This window comes from Priestia sp. YIM B13489 (genome assembly GCF_042787645.1).
GTDB lineage: Bacteria > Bacillota > Bacilli > Bacillales > Bacillaceae_H > Priestia > Priestia megaterium.
In genome coordinates, this window is the sequence record NZ_JBHZOQ010000053.1 from 4,489,442 (window position 1) to 4,509,071 (window position 19,630).

General features: G+C 37.3%; 18 protein-coding genes and 1 riboswitch. Of the genes, 5 read left to right on the plus strand and 13 right to left on the minus strand.

The annotated features are described in order from the left end of the window. Positions 1–2: 2 nt before the first annotated feature. The 4 genes from gdh to ACFX4W_RS28985 form a co-directional block, all read right to left on the minus strand. Entirely contained in the window at positions 3–788 is a 786-nt protein-coding gene (gene gdh, locus ACFX4W_RS28970) for a glucose 1-dehydrogenase (protein WP_043980290.1), read from the minus strand. 17 nt (positions 789–805) lie between these two features. Continuing rightward, entirely contained in the window at positions 806–1,666 is an 861-nt protein-coding gene (locus tag ACFX4W_RS28975; RefSeq protein WP_028407570.1) for a RhaT/GlcU family sugar-proton symporter, read from the minus strand. Positions 1,667–1,885: 219 nt separating this feature from the next. After that, positions 1,886–2,572, minus strand: a complete 687-nt coding sequence (locus tag ACFX4W_RS28980) for a response regulator (protein ID WP_043980293.1) — start codon at positions 2,570–2,572, stop codon at positions 1,886–1,888. Between the two features lie 12 nt (positions 2,573–2,584). Next, on the minus strand, positions 2,585–4,153 hold the full coding sequence (locus ACFX4W_RS28985) for an ATP-binding protein (RefSeq protein WP_043980295.1): 1,569 nt from the start codon (positions 4,151–4,153) through the stop codon (positions 2,585–2,587). 108 nt (positions 4,154–4,261) lie between these two features. Between ACFX4W_RS28985 and ACFX4W_RS28990 the strand changes: the two genes are divergently transcribed. Both ACFX4W_RS28990 and ACFX4W_RS28995 read left to right on the plus strand, forming a co-directional pair. After that, positions 4,262–5,320: a DctP family TRAP transporter solute-binding subunit gene (locus ACFX4W_RS28990; RefSeq protein ID WP_043980297.1), complete on the plus strand. Its 1,059-nt coding sequence runs from the start codon at positions 4,262–4,264 to the stop codon at positions 5,318–5,320. Between the two features lie 147 nt (positions 5,321–5,467). Then, positions 5,468–6,736 (plus strand): dicarboxylate/amino acid:cation symporter, encoded by a 1,269-nt coding sequence (locus ACFX4W_RS28995; RefSeq protein ID WP_013081860.1) that lies wholly within the window; start codon positions 5,468–5,470, stop codon positions 6,734–6,736. 340 nt (positions 6,737–7,076) lie between these two features. On the opposite strand, the gene ACFX4W_RS29000 is transcribed toward ACFX4W_RS28995, so the two are convergent. Beyond that, the gene (locus ACFX4W_RS29000) at positions 7,077–7,742 is read right to left on the minus strand and encodes a TerC family protein (RefSeq protein ID WP_016763134.1); all 666 of its coding nucleotides are present in this window, start codon (positions 7,740–7,742) and stop codon (positions 7,077–7,079) included. Between the two features lie 376 nt (positions 7,743–8,118). Between ACFX4W_RS29000 and ACFX4W_RS29005 the strand changes: the two genes are divergently transcribed. Continuing rightward, positions 8,119–8,301, plus strand: coding sequence for a YolD-like family protein (locus tag ACFX4W_RS29005; RefSeq protein WP_043980299.1), 183 nt, complete (start codon positions 8,119–8,121; stop codon positions 8,299–8,301). 158 nt (positions 8,302–8,459) lie between these two features. On the opposite strand, the gene bioA is transcribed toward ACFX4W_RS29005, so the two are convergent. The 5 genes from bioA to ACFX4W_RS29030 form a co-directional block, all read right to left on the minus strand. Continuing rightward, entirely contained in the window at positions 8,460–9,833 is a 1,374-nt protein-coding gene (gene bioA / locus ACFX4W_RS29010) for an adenosylmethionine--8-amino-7-oxononanoate transaminase (protein ID WP_043980301.1), read from the minus strand. Next, positions 9,814–10,536: a dethiobiotin synthase gene (gene bioD, locus ACFX4W_RS29015; protein WP_013055537.1), complete on the minus strand. Its 723-nt coding sequence runs from the start codon at positions 10,534–10,536 to the stop codon at positions 9,814–9,816. The genes bioA and bioD overlap by 20 nt, the downstream gene beginning before the upstream one ends. A 30-nt stretch (positions 10,537–10,566) precedes the next feature. Further along, complete coding sequence (locus ACFX4W_RS29020; RefSeq protein WP_028407561.1) at positions 10,567–11,130, minus strand: biotin transporter BioY; 564 nt, start codon at positions 11,128–11,130, stop codon at positions 10,567–10,569. A 136-nt stretch (positions 11,131–11,266) separates the two neighbouring features. Then, positions 11,267–12,703, minus strand: a complete 1,437-nt coding sequence (locus ACFX4W_RS29025; RefSeq protein WP_043980305.1) for an amino acid permease — start codon at positions 12,701–12,703, stop codon at positions 11,267–11,269. A 315-nt stretch (positions 12,704–13,018) separates the two neighbouring features. Next, complete coding sequence (locus ACFX4W_RS29030) at positions 13,019–14,212, minus strand: NupC/NupG family nucleoside CNT transporter (protein WP_013055534.1); 1,194 nt, start codon at positions 14,210–14,212, stop codon at positions 13,019–13,021. 137 nt (positions 14,213–14,349) lie between these two features. Continuing rightward, a riboswitch (purine riboswitch) is annotated at positions 14,350–14,451 on the minus strand. A 385-nt stretch (positions 14,452–14,836) separates the two neighbouring features. Here ACFX4W_RS29030 and liaG point away from each other — a divergent pair. Next, positions 14,837–15,706, plus strand: a complete 870-nt coding sequence (liaG, locus tag ACFX4W_RS29035; RefSeq protein WP_043980308.1) for a LiaG family protein — start codon at positions 14,837–14,839, stop codon at positions 15,704–15,706. A 26-nt stretch (positions 15,707–15,732) separates the two neighbouring features. Here liaG and ACFX4W_RS29040 read toward each other — a convergent pair whose 3' ends face one another. The 3 genes from ACFX4W_RS29040 to folP all read right to left on the minus strand — a co-directional run bounded on the left by ACFX4W_RS29040 (position 15,733) and on the right by folP (position 18,269). Next, positions 15,733–15,927 (minus strand): hypothetical protein, encoded by a 195-nt coding sequence (locus ACFX4W_RS29040; RefSeq protein ID WP_013055532.1) that lies wholly within the window; start codon positions 15,925–15,927, stop codon positions 15,733–15,735. A gap of 241 nt (positions 15,928–16,168) precedes the next feature. After that, the gene (locus tag ACFX4W_RS29045) at positions 16,169–17,302 is read right to left on the minus strand and encodes a zinc-dependent alcohol dehydrogenase (protein ID WP_043980312.1); all 1,134 of its coding nucleotides are present in this window, start codon (positions 17,300–17,302) and stop codon (positions 16,169–16,171) included. A 118-nt stretch (positions 17,303–17,420) separates the two neighbouring features. After that, on the minus strand, positions 17,421–18,269 hold the full coding sequence (gene folP, locus ACFX4W_RS29050) for a dihydropteroate synthase (RefSeq protein WP_080781637.1): 849 nt from the start codon (positions 18,267–18,269) through the stop codon (positions 17,421–17,423). A 353-nt stretch (positions 18,270–18,622) separates the two neighbouring features. Between folP and ACFX4W_RS29055 the strand changes: the two genes are divergently transcribed. After that, positions 18,623–19,609: a S8 family peptidase gene (locus ACFX4W_RS29055; protein ID WP_165575530.1), complete on the plus strand. Its 987-nt coding sequence runs from the start codon at positions 18,623–18,625 to the stop codon at positions 19,607–19,609. The last annotated feature ends 21 nt before the right edge of the window (positions 19,610–19,630 follow it).

Genomic DNA, 19,630 nt, shown 5'->3' on the forward strand with positions numbered 1-19,630 from the left:
TCTTATCCGCGTCCTGCTTGGAATGATGGATACTGTGTCATACCGCCGTCAGCAAAGAGTGTAATCCCTGTTACATAACTTGCCTCTGAAGAAGCTAGCCATGCAGCAACCGCTGCAATTTCTTCCGGCTCTCCAATGTATCCCATTGGAATCATGCTTTCTACATCTGCACGCTGCTCAGGATCAGCGAATTTCTCAGCGTTAATCGGTGTATTAATTGCTCCCGGTCCAATGTTATTTACACGAATACCTTTTGGAGCGTATTCTAATGCAAGTGTTTCGGTCATGAGCTTCATTCCGCCTTTACTTGCTGCGTAATGAACAAATAATGGCCAAGGAATTTTCTCGTGAACACTCGACATGTTAATAACTGTTCCCTTAATATCATTTTCCACAAAATATTTAATCGCTTCACGGCTGCCTAAAAATGCTCCCGTTAAGTTCGTATCAATGACTTTATTCCAATCGCTTAAAGACATTTCATGAGATGAAACCGGATTTTCCATTCCTGCGTTATTAATCATAACGTCTAACTTTCCAAATTCTTTAATAGCAGATTGAACTAAATTGATCACGTCAGACTCAACTGTTACGTCACCTTTAACGGCAATTGCCTCTCCGCCAACTTTTTTAATTTCTTCTAAAACGCTGTTAGCTTCTTCTTCTTTCGAACGATAATTCACAACTACCTTGGCTTTTTCTGTCGCAAAACGAATCGCCATTGATTTTCCCAAACCGGTAGATGAACCTGTTATGACAACTACTTTTCCTTCTAAATCTTTATACATTGTTAATACCCTCCTAGTTAGCTTTTGGCGAGCCCTAACATGACTCCTGCTATGATGATCAGTATAATTCCAATAATAATCCCAACTAGCTGACGCTTCGTTTTCTTCTCACCTAAAATAATGATCCCGCCTAATGTTGAAATGACGATTCCCATTTGGGAAAGCGAAAAGCTTGTCGCTACGCCTACTTTAGGTTGTGAGATGAATAAAAACATATTACCAGCGGCCCAAATAAGACCTGGGATAATGTTGCGAATTGCATATTTATTAAATGGCTTATGCTTAAACGTCAGCAATACTCCTCCAATAACCATACCAATCGCTTGAGGTAATAAAGCCGACCATCCGTCTACATTAAATAGACGGGCTACTACAACATAAACTAAATAACCAACGGTTGAAATTAATAAAATAACAATTCCTTTTTTGAAGTTTCCTTTTCCTTCTTCAGCCTCTTTCTCTTCTTTGCTTTGAAGTGATGCTAAAACAATCCCTACAATAATAAAGATAAGAGCGAGCACACCAAGAATGATTGAAGTTTTTGTAGACCACTCGTGAAACACAATTACTCCAAATAATGAAGTGGAAACTAACTGAAGCCCAGTTGAAATAGGCATCGTTTTAGAAACTCCAATTAAATCAATACTTTTCAACTGATTACTTTGTCCAACTGCCCAAAATAGCCCCGATACAACTCCAACCCCAAAGATTAAAGGTGTAAGCGTAGGGTGTACAAAAATATAAATACCGATGGAGAAAATCAAAGCTCCCAATGTGGTTCCAAGTGTTTGACTATAAGGTCCTCCGCCTAGTTTCACATTGAAAAGCACAATACTTCCCCAAAATATGGCTGGTAAGACAGCTAAAAATATGTCCATGTTTCAAAACCTTCCTGTGCTAAAATTAAATGTCAAAGTGCATATTCCCCAATTTTTCCGCCATTAATCCTTTTTCAGGGACATTTTATGAATTAATGACCGCACGAAATATTCTTTGGATAGCGAAAACTGTATACCTTAATTTGTTCTAGGAGAGAAAAAGATATACTTTCTAACGCAAAAAAACAGCTTTTCCAAATAAAAGCTGTTCTGTATCATTTAATTTATTTTTAACATATAGCGATTAATAGGTCTCCCCACTCTGCCGTATTCAACTGATAATTTCAGCTCGTTTTCCTGTTCTAAAAACTCTAAATACCTTCTTGCTGTAACACGCGCAATTCCTACACCGTCCGCTACTTCTTCAGCAGAAATTGGATGATTTTGTTCGGAAAGATATTGTTGTATCCTCCTTAGCGTAACCGCATTTAGCCCTTTTGGAAGCAAATCGGCTTTTTCTTCGAATTGCTGAAACAGCATAGAATCTAATTCAGACTGAGTAATATGTTCTTTTTGACTTATTTTAACTTGAAACGAACGATACTGCTCAAGTGCTTGCTTCATTCGTTCAAACTTGAACGGTTTCATAATATAATCAACAGCGCCATATTGAAGAACTTTGCGTACGGTTTCAATATCACTTGCAGCCGTAACTGCTATCACGTCTGTTTTATAGCCATTTGCTCGAATTTGCTGTAAGGTAGTTAAGCCATCTTGACTAGGCATATACATATCAATAATCGTTAAATCAGGCTGATGTTTTTTAATGAGCTGTACCCCCTCTAAACCATTCGAAGCTGCAGCGATAACGATGAACCCTTCAACTTGTTCAATAAATTGGCGGTTCACTTCTTGTACCATAGGATCGTCTTCTATGAGAAGCACGGTCCATTCTTTTTTATTCATTTCCCACTCCCCCTATAAAAAGAATGTAATGATAAAAGTCGTTCCAACATCTAATTCTGACTCTACTTCGATCTGACCGTTTCCTTTTTCAACAATTTGTTTTACTAAATGCAAACCAATTCCTCTATTTTCCTTTGCTTTGGTTGAAAAACCTTCATCAAAGATTCTCGCTACTTGATCCTCATTCATACCACACCCGTTATCTTCAACTAATATAGAAAGAATGCCATCATTTTGTTCCATACTTATATAGATCTTCCGTTCACGACGCTCCATATGTTGATACGAATCAAAAGCGTTCTCAATTAAGTTACCAATAATAATCACAAAATCATGATGATCTAAGTAAGGAGGAAATGAGTGAAGCTCGCTGTGGCGATCGATAGCTAACTCAATTCCAAGTTCTTTGGCACGGCTGACTTTGCTCAACAGCAATCCCGATATACTTTCATCTTTAATATGCTTATGAAGAAATTGGGTGAGCTCTTCTTGCTGTTCAGACACTTGAAAAACATACTGAAGAGCCTTGTCTTTATTTCCAAGTTGGATAAGCCCTGCAATCGTATGAAGTTTATTCATGTATTCATGGTTTTGAACTCTAAGAGCGCTTACAAATGATTTAACTCCTGTTAACTCTTCAGCTAATTTTTTAACTTCCGTTCTGTCTTGAAAAATAGCGACCGCACCGACTGTGTGATTATTAACCTTAATCGGCACACGATTGCTTAAAATATTCAAATTTCGAACTTGAAGCTCTCGATTATAAACAGGCTGATTAAGCTGCAGAATTTCTGGAAGCCTTGTATCTGGAATCACATCATAGATCTTTTTTCCAATTACTTCATCGGGTACATCCATCATAATTTTCGCTTTATGATTAAAAATAGTGATGTTCTCCTCTTTATCAATGGCAATGACTCCTTCATGCATGGCATTAAAGGTCTCCGTTCGTTCTACGAACAAACGAGCAATTTCATGAGGTTCAAGCTCAAACATCTCTTTTTTGATACGAGATGCAAGCGCCCACGCTCCCCATCCTCCAAAAAAAAGAGCAAGACCTGAGATAAGAAAGATTTCTTTTTTTAAACTTAAAATGACCTCTGTAAATTTCGGAAGAAGATAGCCTGAGACAACCACTCCTACTTGTTCATGCTGATCGTTTACAACGGGCACAAAAGAGCGAATGACCATTCCTCCTTCTCCTTTTGCTTTATCGGTATAGGTATGTTCTGCAAACGCCTGTCCCTCATCATCTCCTTTAGAGATTTCTCCAATCATGCTTTGCAAAGGGTGAGACAAACGTTCATGATTCATATTCATAACCACTACATAATAAGCACCGTGAATAATGCGAATCGGCTCTACAATTTGATTAATGTTCTTACTATCTTTTTCAATTTTTTCTCGAATTTCAGGCATTTCAGCAACTGTTCTCGAAGTGATTAAAGCCCTCTGCTCTAAATCATTTTCTTTTGACTGTACAAAATTATTAATCACCACGATACTTGCTAAAAACAACGAAAAGGCCACGATAAAAAAGATTAACCCCGTCATTTTCGTTTGCATCGATAAGCGCATCATAGCGGAACACCTACTGCTGATTGAAGTTTATTTTAATTTTACCACGTTGAGAAATTGCGTGTTAGAATATTTGTAGAGAAAAATTATTGAATCGCGGGGTTGGACATTTTGAAGATGTTTATAGGGGCAAGTATCATTGTTAGCGTTTTCTTGATGATCTATGTTTTTTTGCAGTATACGGTTATAAATCAGGATAATGTGTATCATGACGATGAGCAAAAAGGATTAAATAAGCAAATTGTGATTAATTTTAGCCACGTGGTAGCTGAAAATACTCCAAAAGGCTTAGCCGCCCAAAAATTTGCTGAAATCGTTAATCAAAAATCGGATGGTAAAGTTAAAATTGAAGTATATTCAAACGGCGTATTGTATTCAGACGACGAAGAACTTGCCGCCCTTCGCCGAAATGATGTACAAATGATTGCACCTTCCATTTCAAAGCTAAGCGACCTCTCCCCTACGTGGCAGCTTTTTGATCTTCCCTTCATTTTCGATGATTACAGCGAAGCAAAACAAGTGTTTACCGGTAAAATCGGACAGGATTTGTTGAGTACGCTGCAAGAGAAAAACATTAAAGGGCTTGCTTTATGGAGCAACGGCTTTAAACAAATGACTAGCAATACGAAACCTTTGCTCCATCCAGCAGATTTTCAAGGTCAAACGTTTCGCATTATGCCAAGTGAAGTAATCAAAAAACAATTCGAACTTCTTGGCGCCAAGCCTCAGGCTGTCTCGTTTAATAAAGTATATCAATCCCTTGAACGACAGGAATTTGATGGACAGGAAAATACCATTTCTAATATTTATTCAAAACGTTTGTACGAGCTGCAAAAATATATGACCATCAGCAACCATGGATACTTGGGCTACGCTGTTTTAATGGATGAAAAGTATTGGGACAGCCTCCCTGAAGATGTAAAACAACTATTAAGTGATGCAATGGTAGAAACAACTAACTGGATTTGGACTCAATCAAAAATGATGAACGATGAACAGCTGCAGCAAATAAAAAATAAGTCTGGCATGCGCGTTTATTACTTAAATGATTTACAAAAATCCGAATGGAAAAAACAGTTTAGCTCTCTTTATCAATCGTTTGAAAACAATGCAACAAAACAAACGCTTGATATCATTCAACAAATAAAAAATATCGAAAGCAAAAAGTGATGACTATATGTTCATCACTTTTTTTGACCAAAATGACCAAAAAGAACATTATCACCAGAAATATAAATAGTTAAAATTATCAGTTAATATAAGGATAAGAATAATGTAAGCGTTAACAAAAAAACATTCTCGAAAGGAGCATTACGTATGAAATTAAGTTTTAAAAATCTAACTGTTCAAGTTGTTATCGGTATCCTTCTCGGTATTGCAATTGGCTTCATGTTTCCTGAATTTGGAGCTAAATTAAAAGTATTGGCTGATATCTTCATTAAATTAATTAAGATGGTAATTGCCCCAATTATTTTCTTAACAGTGGTCATCGGTATCGGAAGCATGGGAGATTTAAAGAAAGTGGGACGAATTGGAGGTAAAGCTCTTTTATACTTTGAGATTGTCACTACTTTTGCCTTAGCAATTGGAATTATCGTTGTAAACTTTATCAAACCTGGGGCTGGCTTTAATATCAATGGCGCAAGCGGAGCTGATGTTACTCAATATACGCAGCAAGCAGCTGAAGCGGAGCATGGCTTTATGGAGTTTATCATGGGAATTATTCCAGACAGCGTATTTGGCGCAATGGCAAATGGTGAATTATTGCCAATCTTATTCTTTGCCGTACTATTTGGAATGGCTACAGCTACACTCGGCGAAAAAGCGGCTCCTGTCATTACATTCTTTGAACGCTGTACAGATATTTTCTTTGGCATTGTTAATATGATTATGAAACTTTCACCTATTGCGGCGTTTGGAGCGATGGCTTATACGATCGGTAACTTTGGAATAGGCTCTCTTCAAAAACTCGGTTTCTTAATGGGATCTGTTTACATTACTATGTTCTTATTTATTGTATTTGTACTTGGAACCATTGCTAAGATTTATGGATTTAATATTTTTAAATTCATTGCTTTTATTAAAGAAGAAATTCTACTTGTATTAGGTACGTCTTCTTCGGAATCTGCACTGCCAAAAATGATGGACAAAATGGAGAAGTACGGATGTTCAAAATCTGTAGTAGGACTTGTCATTCCAACTGGTTACTCATTTAACCTAGATGGAACAGCAATCTACTTATCCATGGCTGCTATCTTTATCGCTCAAGCGTATGGAGTCGATCTGTCGTTAATGCAAGAGATTACGCTACTTGGTATTTTAATGCTAACGTCTAAAGGAGCTGCCGGAGTTACTGGCTCTGGATTTATTACACTAGCAGCTACGCTTGCTGCATTCCCGATGATTCCAGTTGAAGGAATCGCGCTGTTAATTGGGGTAGACCGCTTTATGTCGGAAGCTCGTGCCATTACAAACTTAATTGGAAATGGTGTAGCAACTGTAGTTGTATCGAAAATGGAAAATGAATTTCATCCTCCTGTAGAAACAGTACAAGACGTTAATTCCGCACCTCCATTAGCTAAGTAATAAAAAAAGAAGTTGAGACATAGCGAAATGAATCCAATCTAAAGACGAATAAATGGGATACATGAGCTGAACCGCTTATGACACCACAGTTGATTTCCGTACAAGACTTCGCTTTCCGCGGGCGGCCGATGAGCCTCCTCGTCACGTACGCTCCTGTGGGGTCTCATCTGTTCCGCTTTTCCCGCAGGAGTCTTCGCCTTGTCCTCCAATCAACTGCTAGAAGGATCTAAACAAATGAAGCCTACGTTCACCACAAAAAAAACGAACCACTAATCAAAATTGATTAGTGGTTCGTTTTTCACTTCATCTTAAATACTTTTGTCCCAAACTTTTTTTATTATTAATGCGTTTCTTTTTTAGAACGTCCGCTAAGTTTCCCAACAACCACAACTAAAATAGCTAACAAAATAGGAATAATCGTATGCAAATGCGGATTCAACCCTTCTAATACGTGTCCCACCGCTTTGTCTTTAAAGATCATTTCACCAGCAGTATAGCCAAGAAGCGCTGCTCCGGCAATGATGATAATCGGGAATTTTTCCATAATTTTCATTAAAAGCTGACTTCCCCAAATGATTAACGGAATGCTGATAACAAGACCAAGGATAATGAGTAGAATATTGCCGTTAGCCGCACCCGCAACCGCTACTACGTTATCTAAACTCATAACAAGATCCGCTATAATAATTGTTTTAATAGCACCTGCTAGAGTTGAATTCGCTTTAATATCTCCATCATCTTCACCTTTTAAAAGACTAATAGCAATCCATAGAAGAAGCAGGCCTCCGATGAAATTTAAAAATGGAATTGTTAATAAATATACAGCGACAAATGTTAGCCCTACACGTAGTACAACCGCTCCTAATGTACCGAAAACAACCGCTTTGTTTCGATGCTCGTCCGGAAGATTCCGACAAGCTAAAGCAATCACGACTGCGTTATCGCCACTCAGTACAATGTTAATCAGTAAAATTTCTAAAAGATTTAAAATAAAACTCTGATCCATAAAAAAACTCCTTGATTGATTTTTATTAGTCTATTTCTCTATCTCTTATTTCATTACTAGAAATAGAGAACTAAAACTCTATCAACATAACCCGTTCTTACCCTTTAATGGAGAGAAGTAGTTATTTCACTAACAGTATTTTATCACTAAAAAGAAATTTGAAATAGGTATTTGTAAAGGAAAAGTCAGTTCATTACAATAAATCAAACCTTATCCTTTATCTTTCATCTATTTTTCACCATCACTCTCTACTATTAATAGCAGGAGAGCATTTATAAAAAATAGAGTGACTTTTATAAATAATACAAGCCTCCAATGCTTCTTCGTTATTTTGTAGTTTTTCGTCAGCTACGATATAAGAAAGGAGAAAATAGGTATGATTTTAAAAGCGCTAAAAACAAATAAATTATTAACTATTAACTATCAAAACAACGGTTTTGTTCAAACGGTAAAAGGTTATATTCAAAACTTAAACTTACTCGAACAAACTCTTCTATTAAAAGATGAAAATCAGAATGTACGATCACTTCGCCTATCAAGTATTAAAAATATTTATTGATAAAAAAAAGAAGAGATTGAGAGATAACTACACCAATCAACCGCTAGAAGCGGCTAAATAGAGTACATTCACGTTACCATAACCATAAAAAGATCCGAACGCTTTATCGTTCGGATCTTTTTTTAACATAAAATACTTTTGTCCTATCATCTTTTTATTTAACTCACTGTATGACGTGCAATTACTTCTTTAATTGATTCATATACAATTTCAACCATTGTTTTTAATTCTTCGTTTGTCATTGAAAGAATAGGCATCATCGTAATCACAGGACCTAGCTCTCTAATAATTAAACCTTTTTGGCGAGCCGCTAAAATGATGTCTCCCATCACTTTTTTATCTTCAAAAATAGACTTTGTTTGGCGGTCTTTCACAACTTCGATTCCTGCCATTAATCCTCTTTGTCTAATGTCTCCCACGTTAGGCAGCTCATAAAGCTTTAATAGATAACGTTTAAAAACTTTTTCCTTTTCTTTTACACTACGGATTAATTCTCTTTCTTCTATCAGTTCAATATTTCTAAGCGCTACTGTACAGGCTAATTGATTTCCCGTATACGTATGTCCATGAAAGAAGGTTTTATTTTCATCTGGATGGGCTAAAAAAGCATTAAATATCTTTTCGCTTGTTAACGTAGCCGCAAGCGGCATATACCCTCCTGTTATCCCTTTTCCTACACACATAATATCCGGTACAACATCTTCTTGTTCACATGCAAACAGCGTTCCTGTTCGTCCAAATCCAACTGCTACTTCGTCACAAATCAGCAATACCCCGTACGCTTTGCACAGCAGCTCTACTTGTTTTAAAAAACCGGGAGGATGTGTAATAATACCCGCTGCTCCTTGCACAAGCGGTTCAATAATCAACCCAGCTACTTCTTCCCCTTTGTTCTGCAAGAGCTTCTCTAGCTGGTGAATACAGTAAGCTGAAGCTTGCTCTTCCGTTTCAAACCCTTCCATACGGTAAGTATAAGGAGAAGGTGTGGGAATTCGTTCAAACAGCAAAGGCTTAAAGATGCGATGAAATAAATCCATGCCTCCCACACTGACTGCCCCAATTGTATCTCCGTGATATGCCTCATTCAATGAGATAAATTTACTTTTGTTTTTGTACTTTACAGAGTCGAGATTTTGCCAATATTGATAGGCAATTTTCAACGCAATTTCGACAGCGGCGGAGCCTGTATCAGAGTAGAAGACTTTCGATAAGCTGCCAGGAGTAATTTCCGCTAACTTTTTGGCTAACAAAATAGATGGAACGTTTGCGGATCCAAGCAGCGTAGAATGCGCTAATTTTTCCACTTGTATATGTAAAGCTGTATTTAATTCCGGATCATTATGTCCATGCACGTTCACCCATAGAGAAGCGTATCCGTCTAAATATTTGTTTCCCTCTACATCATATAAATAGCTTCCTTCTCCTCTTTCAATAATAAGAGGATTTGATTGACGGTAAGCTTTCATTTGCGTAAACGGATGCCATACATATTCTTTATCCCATTTCTCCAGCTCAGCTTTTTGATACGGCACAGTCAAACACCTCCTGAATATGTTGAATAACACTTTTTTGCCTCATCATTTTCTCAATATATGCATCTAACTCTTCATCGATATGTGTGAATACTGGAACGGTCATTAAAGATGATATTTGAAGCAGCTTTTCAATCGTTCGAACATTATCGTTATGAATGATACTGCTGTGATTAAAACGATTAAAAATGAGTCCGTTGATTTTAAGGTGATGCTCACTTGCATATGAAAAGGTAGAAAGCGCATCGTGAATAGCTCCTAATCCCGTTGTTCCAACAGCAATAACCGGCATTTGTGCATCTATGATCAAATCTTTTGTCATATAGAACGTTGTTTCCTCCTCAATTAAAGGTACGGCAAGGCCTCCTGCTCCTTCCACGAGCACTACATCAAATTTCTTTTTTAATTCATTAATGCGTTTTAAGACGATTGAAGGCTCTACTTGCTTGTTGCTCAGTGCAATAGCCAAATGAGGAGACGTCTCCGGCTTTAACTGATAAATACCCGTATCTGCTACTCCGAGCCTTGTTTCAAACCAGTGAATATCCGGATAACCTCCAATTTCGTCTTGATAGCCGGTTTGAAATGGTTTGCAAATTGTCGTTTTTATTCCTAGACGACCAAGTACTTTATACAAAATACTTGTAACCAGGGTTTTTCCAATATCTGTTCCAGTTCCCGTAATAAAATACGCTTTGCCCATTTTTTTCTCTCCTTTTTTTCTATGTCTTAGTTACCCCGCTTTGACCCGCTTTGATGACAAACGACTAAATTGAGGCTGCATTCGGTGAATCAGCACTGAACATAAAATACATAACAAAAGATCTCCAGGCATTGGCAAAACAGCTCCAAAAAGAAGTGTATCACTCAGTGAAAGAGGCTTTTCAATTATCCATTTCATTGCTCCGTAAAGCCAGAAGCAGCCGACTGCGTACACAATAGCTAACGTAGATAAATTAGCTAAAAAAATAGAAAAAGGTTTCTTTAAGTCATATTTTTGAATAAGGTAGCCGTTCATAAATGCACCCATAGCATAGCCAATTAAATAGCCAAACGTTGGTTTGAAGATATACCCTAAACCTCCTCCTTCTGCAAAAACCGGAACACCGATTAACCCAATACCTATGTAGCATAGCTGACTATACAAACCTAAACGCGGACCTAACAGCGCACCGGCTAAATAAACAGGAACAATTTGAAGAGTAAACGGTATGTAGGGAATAGGAATTTTTATAAATGCACCAATCGCCGTTAAAGCTGCAAATAAGGAAACATACGCCATTGTTTTCGGTTTCATATTCACCCTCCTTTCTCTTTTCGTTGCTTTAAGTTTGCAATAATTTCTTTTTATTTGTCAACCTGATTTTATTTTAAGTTTACAAATAAACAATAAAAAAAGACGCAAAAACCTGAGCTTTTGCGTCTTTTGATTTTTATAAAATTACTTTTTTGTCATCTTTAAGCTGCACTTCTTGACGGCTGATAGATAAATCAACTTTCTTTTTTACACGTGCGTGATAATAAACATAAAACAGCAGCGCTAGTGGAATACCGACATACAGTGCCATTCGCTGTTCTGCATCAAATGCCATGCTTCCCAATACGATTGTATTTAATACTAATGCGATTAAAGGTAATACTGGGTAAAGAGGGACTTTAAATTTTAAATCCTCGATTTGCCCTCCTTGATTTATATATCTTTTTCTAAATGCAAGCAGTGATGCAGCAATCGTAATCCAGCCGATTTGTGCGCCTAAACCCGCTGCAGAAATGAGCCATACAAATACTGTTTCTTGAGCAAAGAATCCTGAAAGTAAAGATAAAAGCGCAATGCCTAATGTTAAAAGCAGGGCATTCATCGGCACACCGCGTTTATTTACTTTCATGAAAGCTGAACTTGCCATGTTATCTTTTGACAATGAATACAGCATACGCGTTGCTGCATAAAGACCTGAGTTAGCTACAGATAACAGTGCCGTTAGGATAACAAAGTTCATAATATCTGCTGCATATGGAATACCAATTTGGTCAAATACAACAACAAATGGACTCTCAACTACGCCTGCTTTTTCAAGCGGAATCATACCCGCTAAGACAGCTACAGCTAGTACAAAAAATACAAGCGTTCTCCATACCGTTTGTTTAATTGCTCTTGGTACAGTCTTGTCTGGGTTTTCACTTTCCCCAGCCGCTACACCAATAAGCTCCGTGCCTTGGAATGAAAAGTTAACTGTAATCATGGTAATCAACACGGCACTAATTCCGTGAGGAAACACACCGTGAGCTGTATAATTAGAGAAAAGCGGTGCGCTGTCTCCATTACTTAATGGAAGAAAACCAAACATAGCAGCTCCACCAAGCACGATAAATAAAATAATAGCTAACACTTTAATGCTGGCAAACCAAAACTCCGCTTCACCAAACGCTTTAGCTGACAGTGCATTTAATGAGAATAATAAAAGGGCAAATATAGCACACCAGATCCATACAGGAGAATCAGGAAACCATCTTTGCATAAGCTGACCTGCTGACAAAAATTCTAATGCAACCGTTACAGCCCAGCCCAACCAATATAACCATCCAAAAGCGAAACCAACACCAGGGCCAATAAATTTTGTTGTATATGTCTGAAACGAACCGGAAACTGGCATTGCTACTGCAAGTTCCCCTAAGCAAAGCATTGTTAAGTACATAATGAAGCCACCTACGATAAACGAAAGGATAGCTCCAATCGCTCCTGCTTGGCTAATCGTGTATCCTGTTCCTAAAAAGAAACCTGTACCGATAACCCCGCCGAGCGAAATCATAAACAAATGTCTGCTTTTCATCGTCTTTTTTAATTCATTTGTTTGCTGTTGTCCTTCTATCATATTAACGACATTTCCTTTCAACCTATTTATTACGAGATATTACCTAGAAAAAAATTAATAAACCTTTGTTTTCTATGCATATTTACTTACATATTTATGCGGTGTTCTCAATTTAAATGAAACAGCCTTTTGTAATCTTAACATAATGCTCACTAGATTTAAAATGTTTTTCTGCAAAAGTAAAATGAATTTTTCTTGAATAGTGTGATTTTCTTTTACTGTGGATATTCATAACCATTTTTCTGCAAATGAATAGGTGATGCAACAAGAAAAAAGCTGTGCTTTCTAAGACGAAAGCACAGCTTTTTTAACTTTTTACCAAACAAACAATCCAACAATCATAGCACTTAATAACGAAACAGCGATACCGCTCACAAGCAGTTTCCATACGTTTTTTCCAATAATCGTTGATTTACCTTCTGATAAAGTAGAATTATACGTCCCATAAATCATACCCACCGTACTGAAGTTAGCAAAAGATGTTAAGAATGTTGTAGCAACTGCAATCGTATGCGGTGGAAGTGTATCTAGATTTTTCTTCAAATCCATCATTGCCACGAATTCATTTGTTGCTAGCTTGATACCCATCAGCTGAGCTACGTACATTGCATCATGTCCCGTTAGCCCTAGTAAAAATGCGAATGGACTAAAGATATAAGAGAAAATCTTTTGTACAGTCAAGCCGTCTACGATAACGCCTAAAATACCGTTAAGCGCAGATGTAAGAGCTACATATCCAATAACCATCGCTAAAATAACAATAACCATGTTCATTCCGACTAACATACTGTTTGAAATGGTAGAGAAAAAGTCTTTTTTCTCCGACTTTGGCGGTACGTAAATCATATCTTCTTCTTTTGTAACATGAACTGGATTCAATAAGCTCACTAAAATAAGCGCGTTTAAACAGTTCAGTGGAATTGCTGTAAACACGTACGTAGCGGGAACCATCGTTAAATAAGCACCGATAATAGATCCGCTAATACTGCTCATACTCATAATTCCAAACGTAAGCAAACGGTTGTCTTTTAACACAGAAAGCTGATTACGAATAACCGCTAATGCTTCCGTATTTCCTAAAAACATCATTTGAATAGCGAAAAAGCTTTCTAATTTAGGCAAACGAGAAACTTTCGAAATGACCCAGCCTACTTTATCAATAATCCACGTTAAAATACCAAAGTAAGATAAAATATCAAAAAATGTCACGACAAAGATGATAGGCAGTAATGCACTGAAGAAAAAGTCAACCGTTTCATTTCCCATTACGGATGGGAACGCAAAAGCAATTCCATCGTTAGCACAGGAAATTAGCCAAGTAAAGAACGAAGCAATCTTATTAATAATCCATGTTCCAATTGAAGTTCCTAACATAAACCAAGTAATGAGGACTTCAACGACTAGCAGTGAAGCAATTGGACGCCACTTTATCTCTTTCTTTTTAGGAGAACATAAAAAGACGACACCCATTACGACAAAAACGCCTAATAAATTTAATAAAAAGTACATGCAAGCCACTCCCAGGTGTGTATTTGAAAAACAAAAAAGCTCTTACTTTTCATAAATTCTGACAATAACAGAAAGTATGAAAAGTAAGAGCTTTGAAAGAAGACTGTACTCATGAGAATACGCCCTTCTTTTTGCTGCTTATATCCAAACTTTCTTGTAGTCTAGTTTTTTTCGGTTACTAGGTAGAGACTATCAGACCATATTACTGATAATATACAAGATCGTAATCTTAGCTGTATTCAATTGATATGAACAAATTCTACCCTTTATTTTTTTAATAATCAACACTTTAAAAGTTTTTCGGAATAATAAAATTGGTATGAAAATTCTATTTTTTTATCACTCCTTTTGAACTACTCATAAGAAAATTACACAAAAAAAGTGAATTTAACCGTTCTTTTAACTCAATTATTTTCCTATTTTTGAAACAAAGAAATTGATTCTTTGATGAGTATGTTTAAATATCTACTTCGCCTTTCATTTAATTCCTCAAAAATATTTCATTTTTACGACTTGAGACGTAGAAAAAAATAATCCTGCTGTTCGTTGAAATTAACCGCTTTTCAATTTACACTTTATGGTAGAAGAAAACAAATTTAATTTAGGTAGAAAGCGGGTTATAACATGAAAAAAATATTGGCTTTTATTTTAGTAATAGGTGGTACGGCAGTCCTCTTTTCTACTGCATTTGCACCTTCCTCTTGGTCGTTAAGTTCATTCAAGACGTCCAAGTCTGAAGCGGCGTTATCAAGTGATATTCAGCATATTCAAATTGACTCTCCAAGCATTAGTACAACTGTCGTGCCGCAAGATCGTCAAGATATTAAAACAAAAGTAGAAGGTAAAGGAAAAGTAGATGTAAAGCAAAATGGAGACACCCTAGTCGTCACTTATCAAAAAAGTCCTTTTCAATGGCTTTCTATTTTTTCAAATACAAAAGTGACAATCTACATTCCTAGAGATTATCACCACAACCTTGCGCTTACGGTAGGTTCTGGGGACCTTCAAGTTGCTGCACAGCCTGAGCAAGCACTTCAGCTGAAAGATGTTTCGATTAAAGTAGGTTCTGGAAATGCAAGTATTTCAAACTTGAGGAGCACCTCTCTTCGTACGGATGTCAATTCTGGAGATTTACAGCTGAGTAATGTTGAAAGCCAAACGGCTAAATTTGCTGTAGGCTCTGGGGAAATTAAAGGAACAAACTATAAAGGAAAACTTCAGGCGCGTATTGGATCTGGTGATCTCTATATGGATTTTAAAAAACTAGAAGAGGCCGTTTCTGTAGATGTAGGATCTGGAGATGCCGTGCTGGTTCTTCCGAAAAGCGCTGGTTTTAAAGTGAATGGAAAAGTAAGCAGCGGTTATATAAACAATGACTTTAAGTTAAGCAATGCAACCGTGACAGAAGATGTATTAAAAGGAAAGCATGGAAATGGAAAATATCCTATTGATGCAGCTGTTTCAAGCGGAGAATTAACGTTAAAATCAAAATAAAACGAACACGGAAGTGTTCGTTTTATTTATGGTCTCACTGCAATATACCACGCTACTCCTACGATTGATCCTATGAATACGACTCCGTAAATAATAGATAAATTCACTATACTTTTCTTTTTAGATTTTCCGTAATCTTCATCTACTTTCTTTGCAGCACTGATCGTACCTGCAAGGGCAGCAACGCCGATAATAATGACAAGAAGCAATGCTAGTTTCATTCATTCTCTCCTCCATATTTCGGTGATTGAATAAGACTGAATACCAAGATGTTATTTATTTCATTTTAAGCAGCACGATTTAATAAGAATATGAAAGCGCTATATCTTCTCTTTCTATCATAAAGCTAAATTATGTAAAATCAACCATCCAATCGTGCATTATTTTCCTCCGCCACTTTACATACATAAAAAATTCCCGAGCTTCACTGCTCAGGAATCTTCACCTAATAGAGATGGCATTTTAAGGTTTTAAAATGACTTTAATGCAGTTATCTTGATGATCATTAAAGATTTTGTAGGCATCAGCTGCGTCTTCTAAAGCGACTTTATGAGTAATAATTTCTTTTGGATCGAATTCTCCTTGTACAATTTGATCATATAATTTCGGCATAACGGGAATGACAGGAGCTTGCCCCATTTTGAGAGTTACATTTCGAGCAAAAAAAGCTCCTAACGGAAAACTGTTATAGTTGCTTCCGTATACCCCGGTGATTTGGACGGTTCCACATTTACGAACGGCTTTTGTCGCAATTTGAATAGGTCCGAGCGTTCCACCTTGAAGTTTTAATTTTTGTTCAATATATTCAAGAGGCGACTTTTTGCCATCCATACCTACACAGTCAATCACCACATCTGCTCCGCCTTTTGTGATTTCTTTTAAGTGCTCCCCCATATCTGGGTATTCTGTAAAATCAAAGGTTTCTACGGCATTCATTTTCTTTGCATGCTGCATTCGGTATGGAACATGATCTATTGCAATAACCCGTTTGGCACCTTTCATCCAAGCAAACTTTTGAGCCATTAATCCCACTGGCCCGCAGCCGAGTACGATAACGGTATCCCCTTTTTTAACATCCGCATGCTCTACACTCCAATAAGCAGTTGGAAGCACATCTGATAAAAAAAGAAGCGATTCATCTTCTAATTCGCACGATTCCGGAATGACAAATGGTGTAAAATTCCCAAACGGCACTTTTAAATATTCAGCTTGACCTCCTGGATGATTTCCAAACTTTTCAGTATAACCGAAATAGCCGCCAGAATCGTAATGTGGATTAGAATTATCACATTGGCTCGTTAAATCATCCTTACAGTATGCACACTGTCCGCACGCTACGTTAAACGGAATAATAACTCGATCTCCTTTTTTTACTTTTGTAACATCCGGTCCTACTTCTTCCACAATCCCCATTGGTTCATGACCAATAATATAACCGTGAGGCAATGGCATGCTTCCTTGATATAAATGGAGATCAGAACCACAAATAGCCGTTGACGTTATTTTAATGACAATGTCATCTTTCTTCTCTAACTTCGCATCTTCTACTTCTGCTACTTTTACCTGATTAGGCCCTTGATACGTTACCGCTCTCATTTTCACCCTCCATTTTTATAACCTTTATATTACTTAAATTTATCTAAAGGCATGTATTCTATCCGGGGAAATCAAGGAAAATAAAAAAGCAGCGCTTACGCGTCTGCTTAAATGATTATTAAAACTGAAATATATGTTTTCCTACCAGTACATCTGCCATCTTTACAAAGCGCTTGATTTCTAATACGTCATGAACTCGAACCATTTGAACGCCTTGTGCAATCCCTGCATATACAGTAGCTGCAGTTCCTTCCATTCTTTCCGTAGGAGGAGCATCAACTATTTGTCCAATAAATCCTTTACGAGAAGTAGCAAGCAGCACAGGATAGCCCATCTTTGTCAAATGATCTAGATGCTGAATCACTTCTACATTATGCGCAGCCGTTTTTCCAAAGCCAACGCCTGGATCTAAAATAATTTGATCATCTCGAACTCCTGCAGCTTTTGCAATTGATATGCTTTCTTCTAAATCACTTATCATATCTGTAATCAGATTTGTATAATTGGGCTCATGGCGATTATGCATTAAAATAATAGGAACATTATAGTCAGCTGCAACTTGAGCCATTTTGGGATCAGCCTTTGCGCCCCATATATCGTTAATAATATGTGCTCCTGCTTCTAGCGCATGCTTGGCCACTTCCGACTTGTATGTATCTACAGAAATCGGCACCTCTACGCGCTTAGCCACTTCAGAAATAACGGGCACAATCCGTTTAATCTCTTCTTCATCGCTAATTCTTGTATAACCAGGACGAGTTGATTCTCCTCCGATATCAATGATGTCTGCTCCTTGCTTCACCATTTCCTCAGCATGAGCAACCGCTTTATCTACATCGTAGTATTTTCCGCCATCTGAAAATGAATCCGGGTTTACGTTTAAAATTCCCATAATAAGCGTACGGTCCGCATAATTCAGTTCATACTTTCTGCATTTGATGACCGATTGAGACGTTAAAGTTGACACTATCCTCAGCCCCTTCGTAATTTGCAAATTGATGTATATTTATAAATATCATGTATTTTGAGAATGTCATACCGTTCGTAATTATATCAAAAGTTACCAGTCCTATGTGATTTTTCTTGGAGTTTCTTTCTTCTATAGTGTGAGATAAACATTAAAAGTGAATACACAGATAACATTAAAAATCTCTATCGGGCTTGTCTTCAGGGTCTTTTTTCCTCTTCTCACATCTTTTGTGAGTCTTTTTATTCAAAAAGAAAGGATTCGCATGAAAAGTGTTTAATTTATAGCAATAGTTAGGAATTTATAATTAAGTAACTTCCATTTTTATGGAATTCATTTTAAGGAGGATGACTATGACTCAACAACCGTTACAAGTCAAATTAATTCCTTATACAATTGAGTCGATTATCGACTCAACAAACGAAACGCCTAAAGGAGTAAGCTTAATTCAAGCGCCTGCTATTTGGGAACAAAGCAATCAAGGAGAAGGCATTGTAATTGCAGTTATCGACACTGGTGTTGACACAAATCATCCTGACTTAAAAGATTGTATTATCGGAGGAAGAAACTTCACTTCGGATTATGACGGAGATGCTTCTGTATTTGAAGATAATAATGGGCACGGCACTCACGTGTCTGGTACCATTGCTGCTGCGCTCAATAATGAAGGGGTAGTAGGAGTGGCACCCAAAGCAAAAATTCTAAGCTTAAAAGTACTTACCGGTGAAGGATCGGGAAATTACGAATGGATTATTGACGCTATTAACTACGCCGTCGAATGGCGCGGTCCTAAAAATGAGCGAGCACGAGTTATTTCCATGTCACTCGGGGGACCACAAGACGTTCCAGAACTGCACGAAGCTGTTCAAAATGCTGTGAATAAAGATGTTTCTGTTGTTGTTGCGGCTGGAAATGAAGGTGACGACCGCGAAGAAACCTTTGAATATTCATATCCAGGAAGTTACAACGAAGTCATTCAAGTAGGAGCAGTGGACAGCAGCTTAAATCTTGCCCCTTTTACTAATGCAAATGAAGAAGTGGACCTAGTCGCACCGGGAGTTAACATTATCTCTACTTACTTGGAAAATAAGTACGCGACTCTTTCAGGAACTTCAATGGCGACTCCCCACGTGGCAGGAGCTTTAGCTCTATTAATTAACTTATGTGAGAAGGAATTTGGCCGTTCTTTAATCGAAGCCGAAATCTATGCTCAACTTGTAAGAAGAACCCTTCCTCTTGGATATCGAAAAAGCTCTGAAGGAAACGGATTTCTCATGCTCGATTTGGTAGAGAAAATACATGATATTATTAACGTAGCCCGTATCAACCCTAGTAAGTAATAAATAAGAAAAACGAGAAAT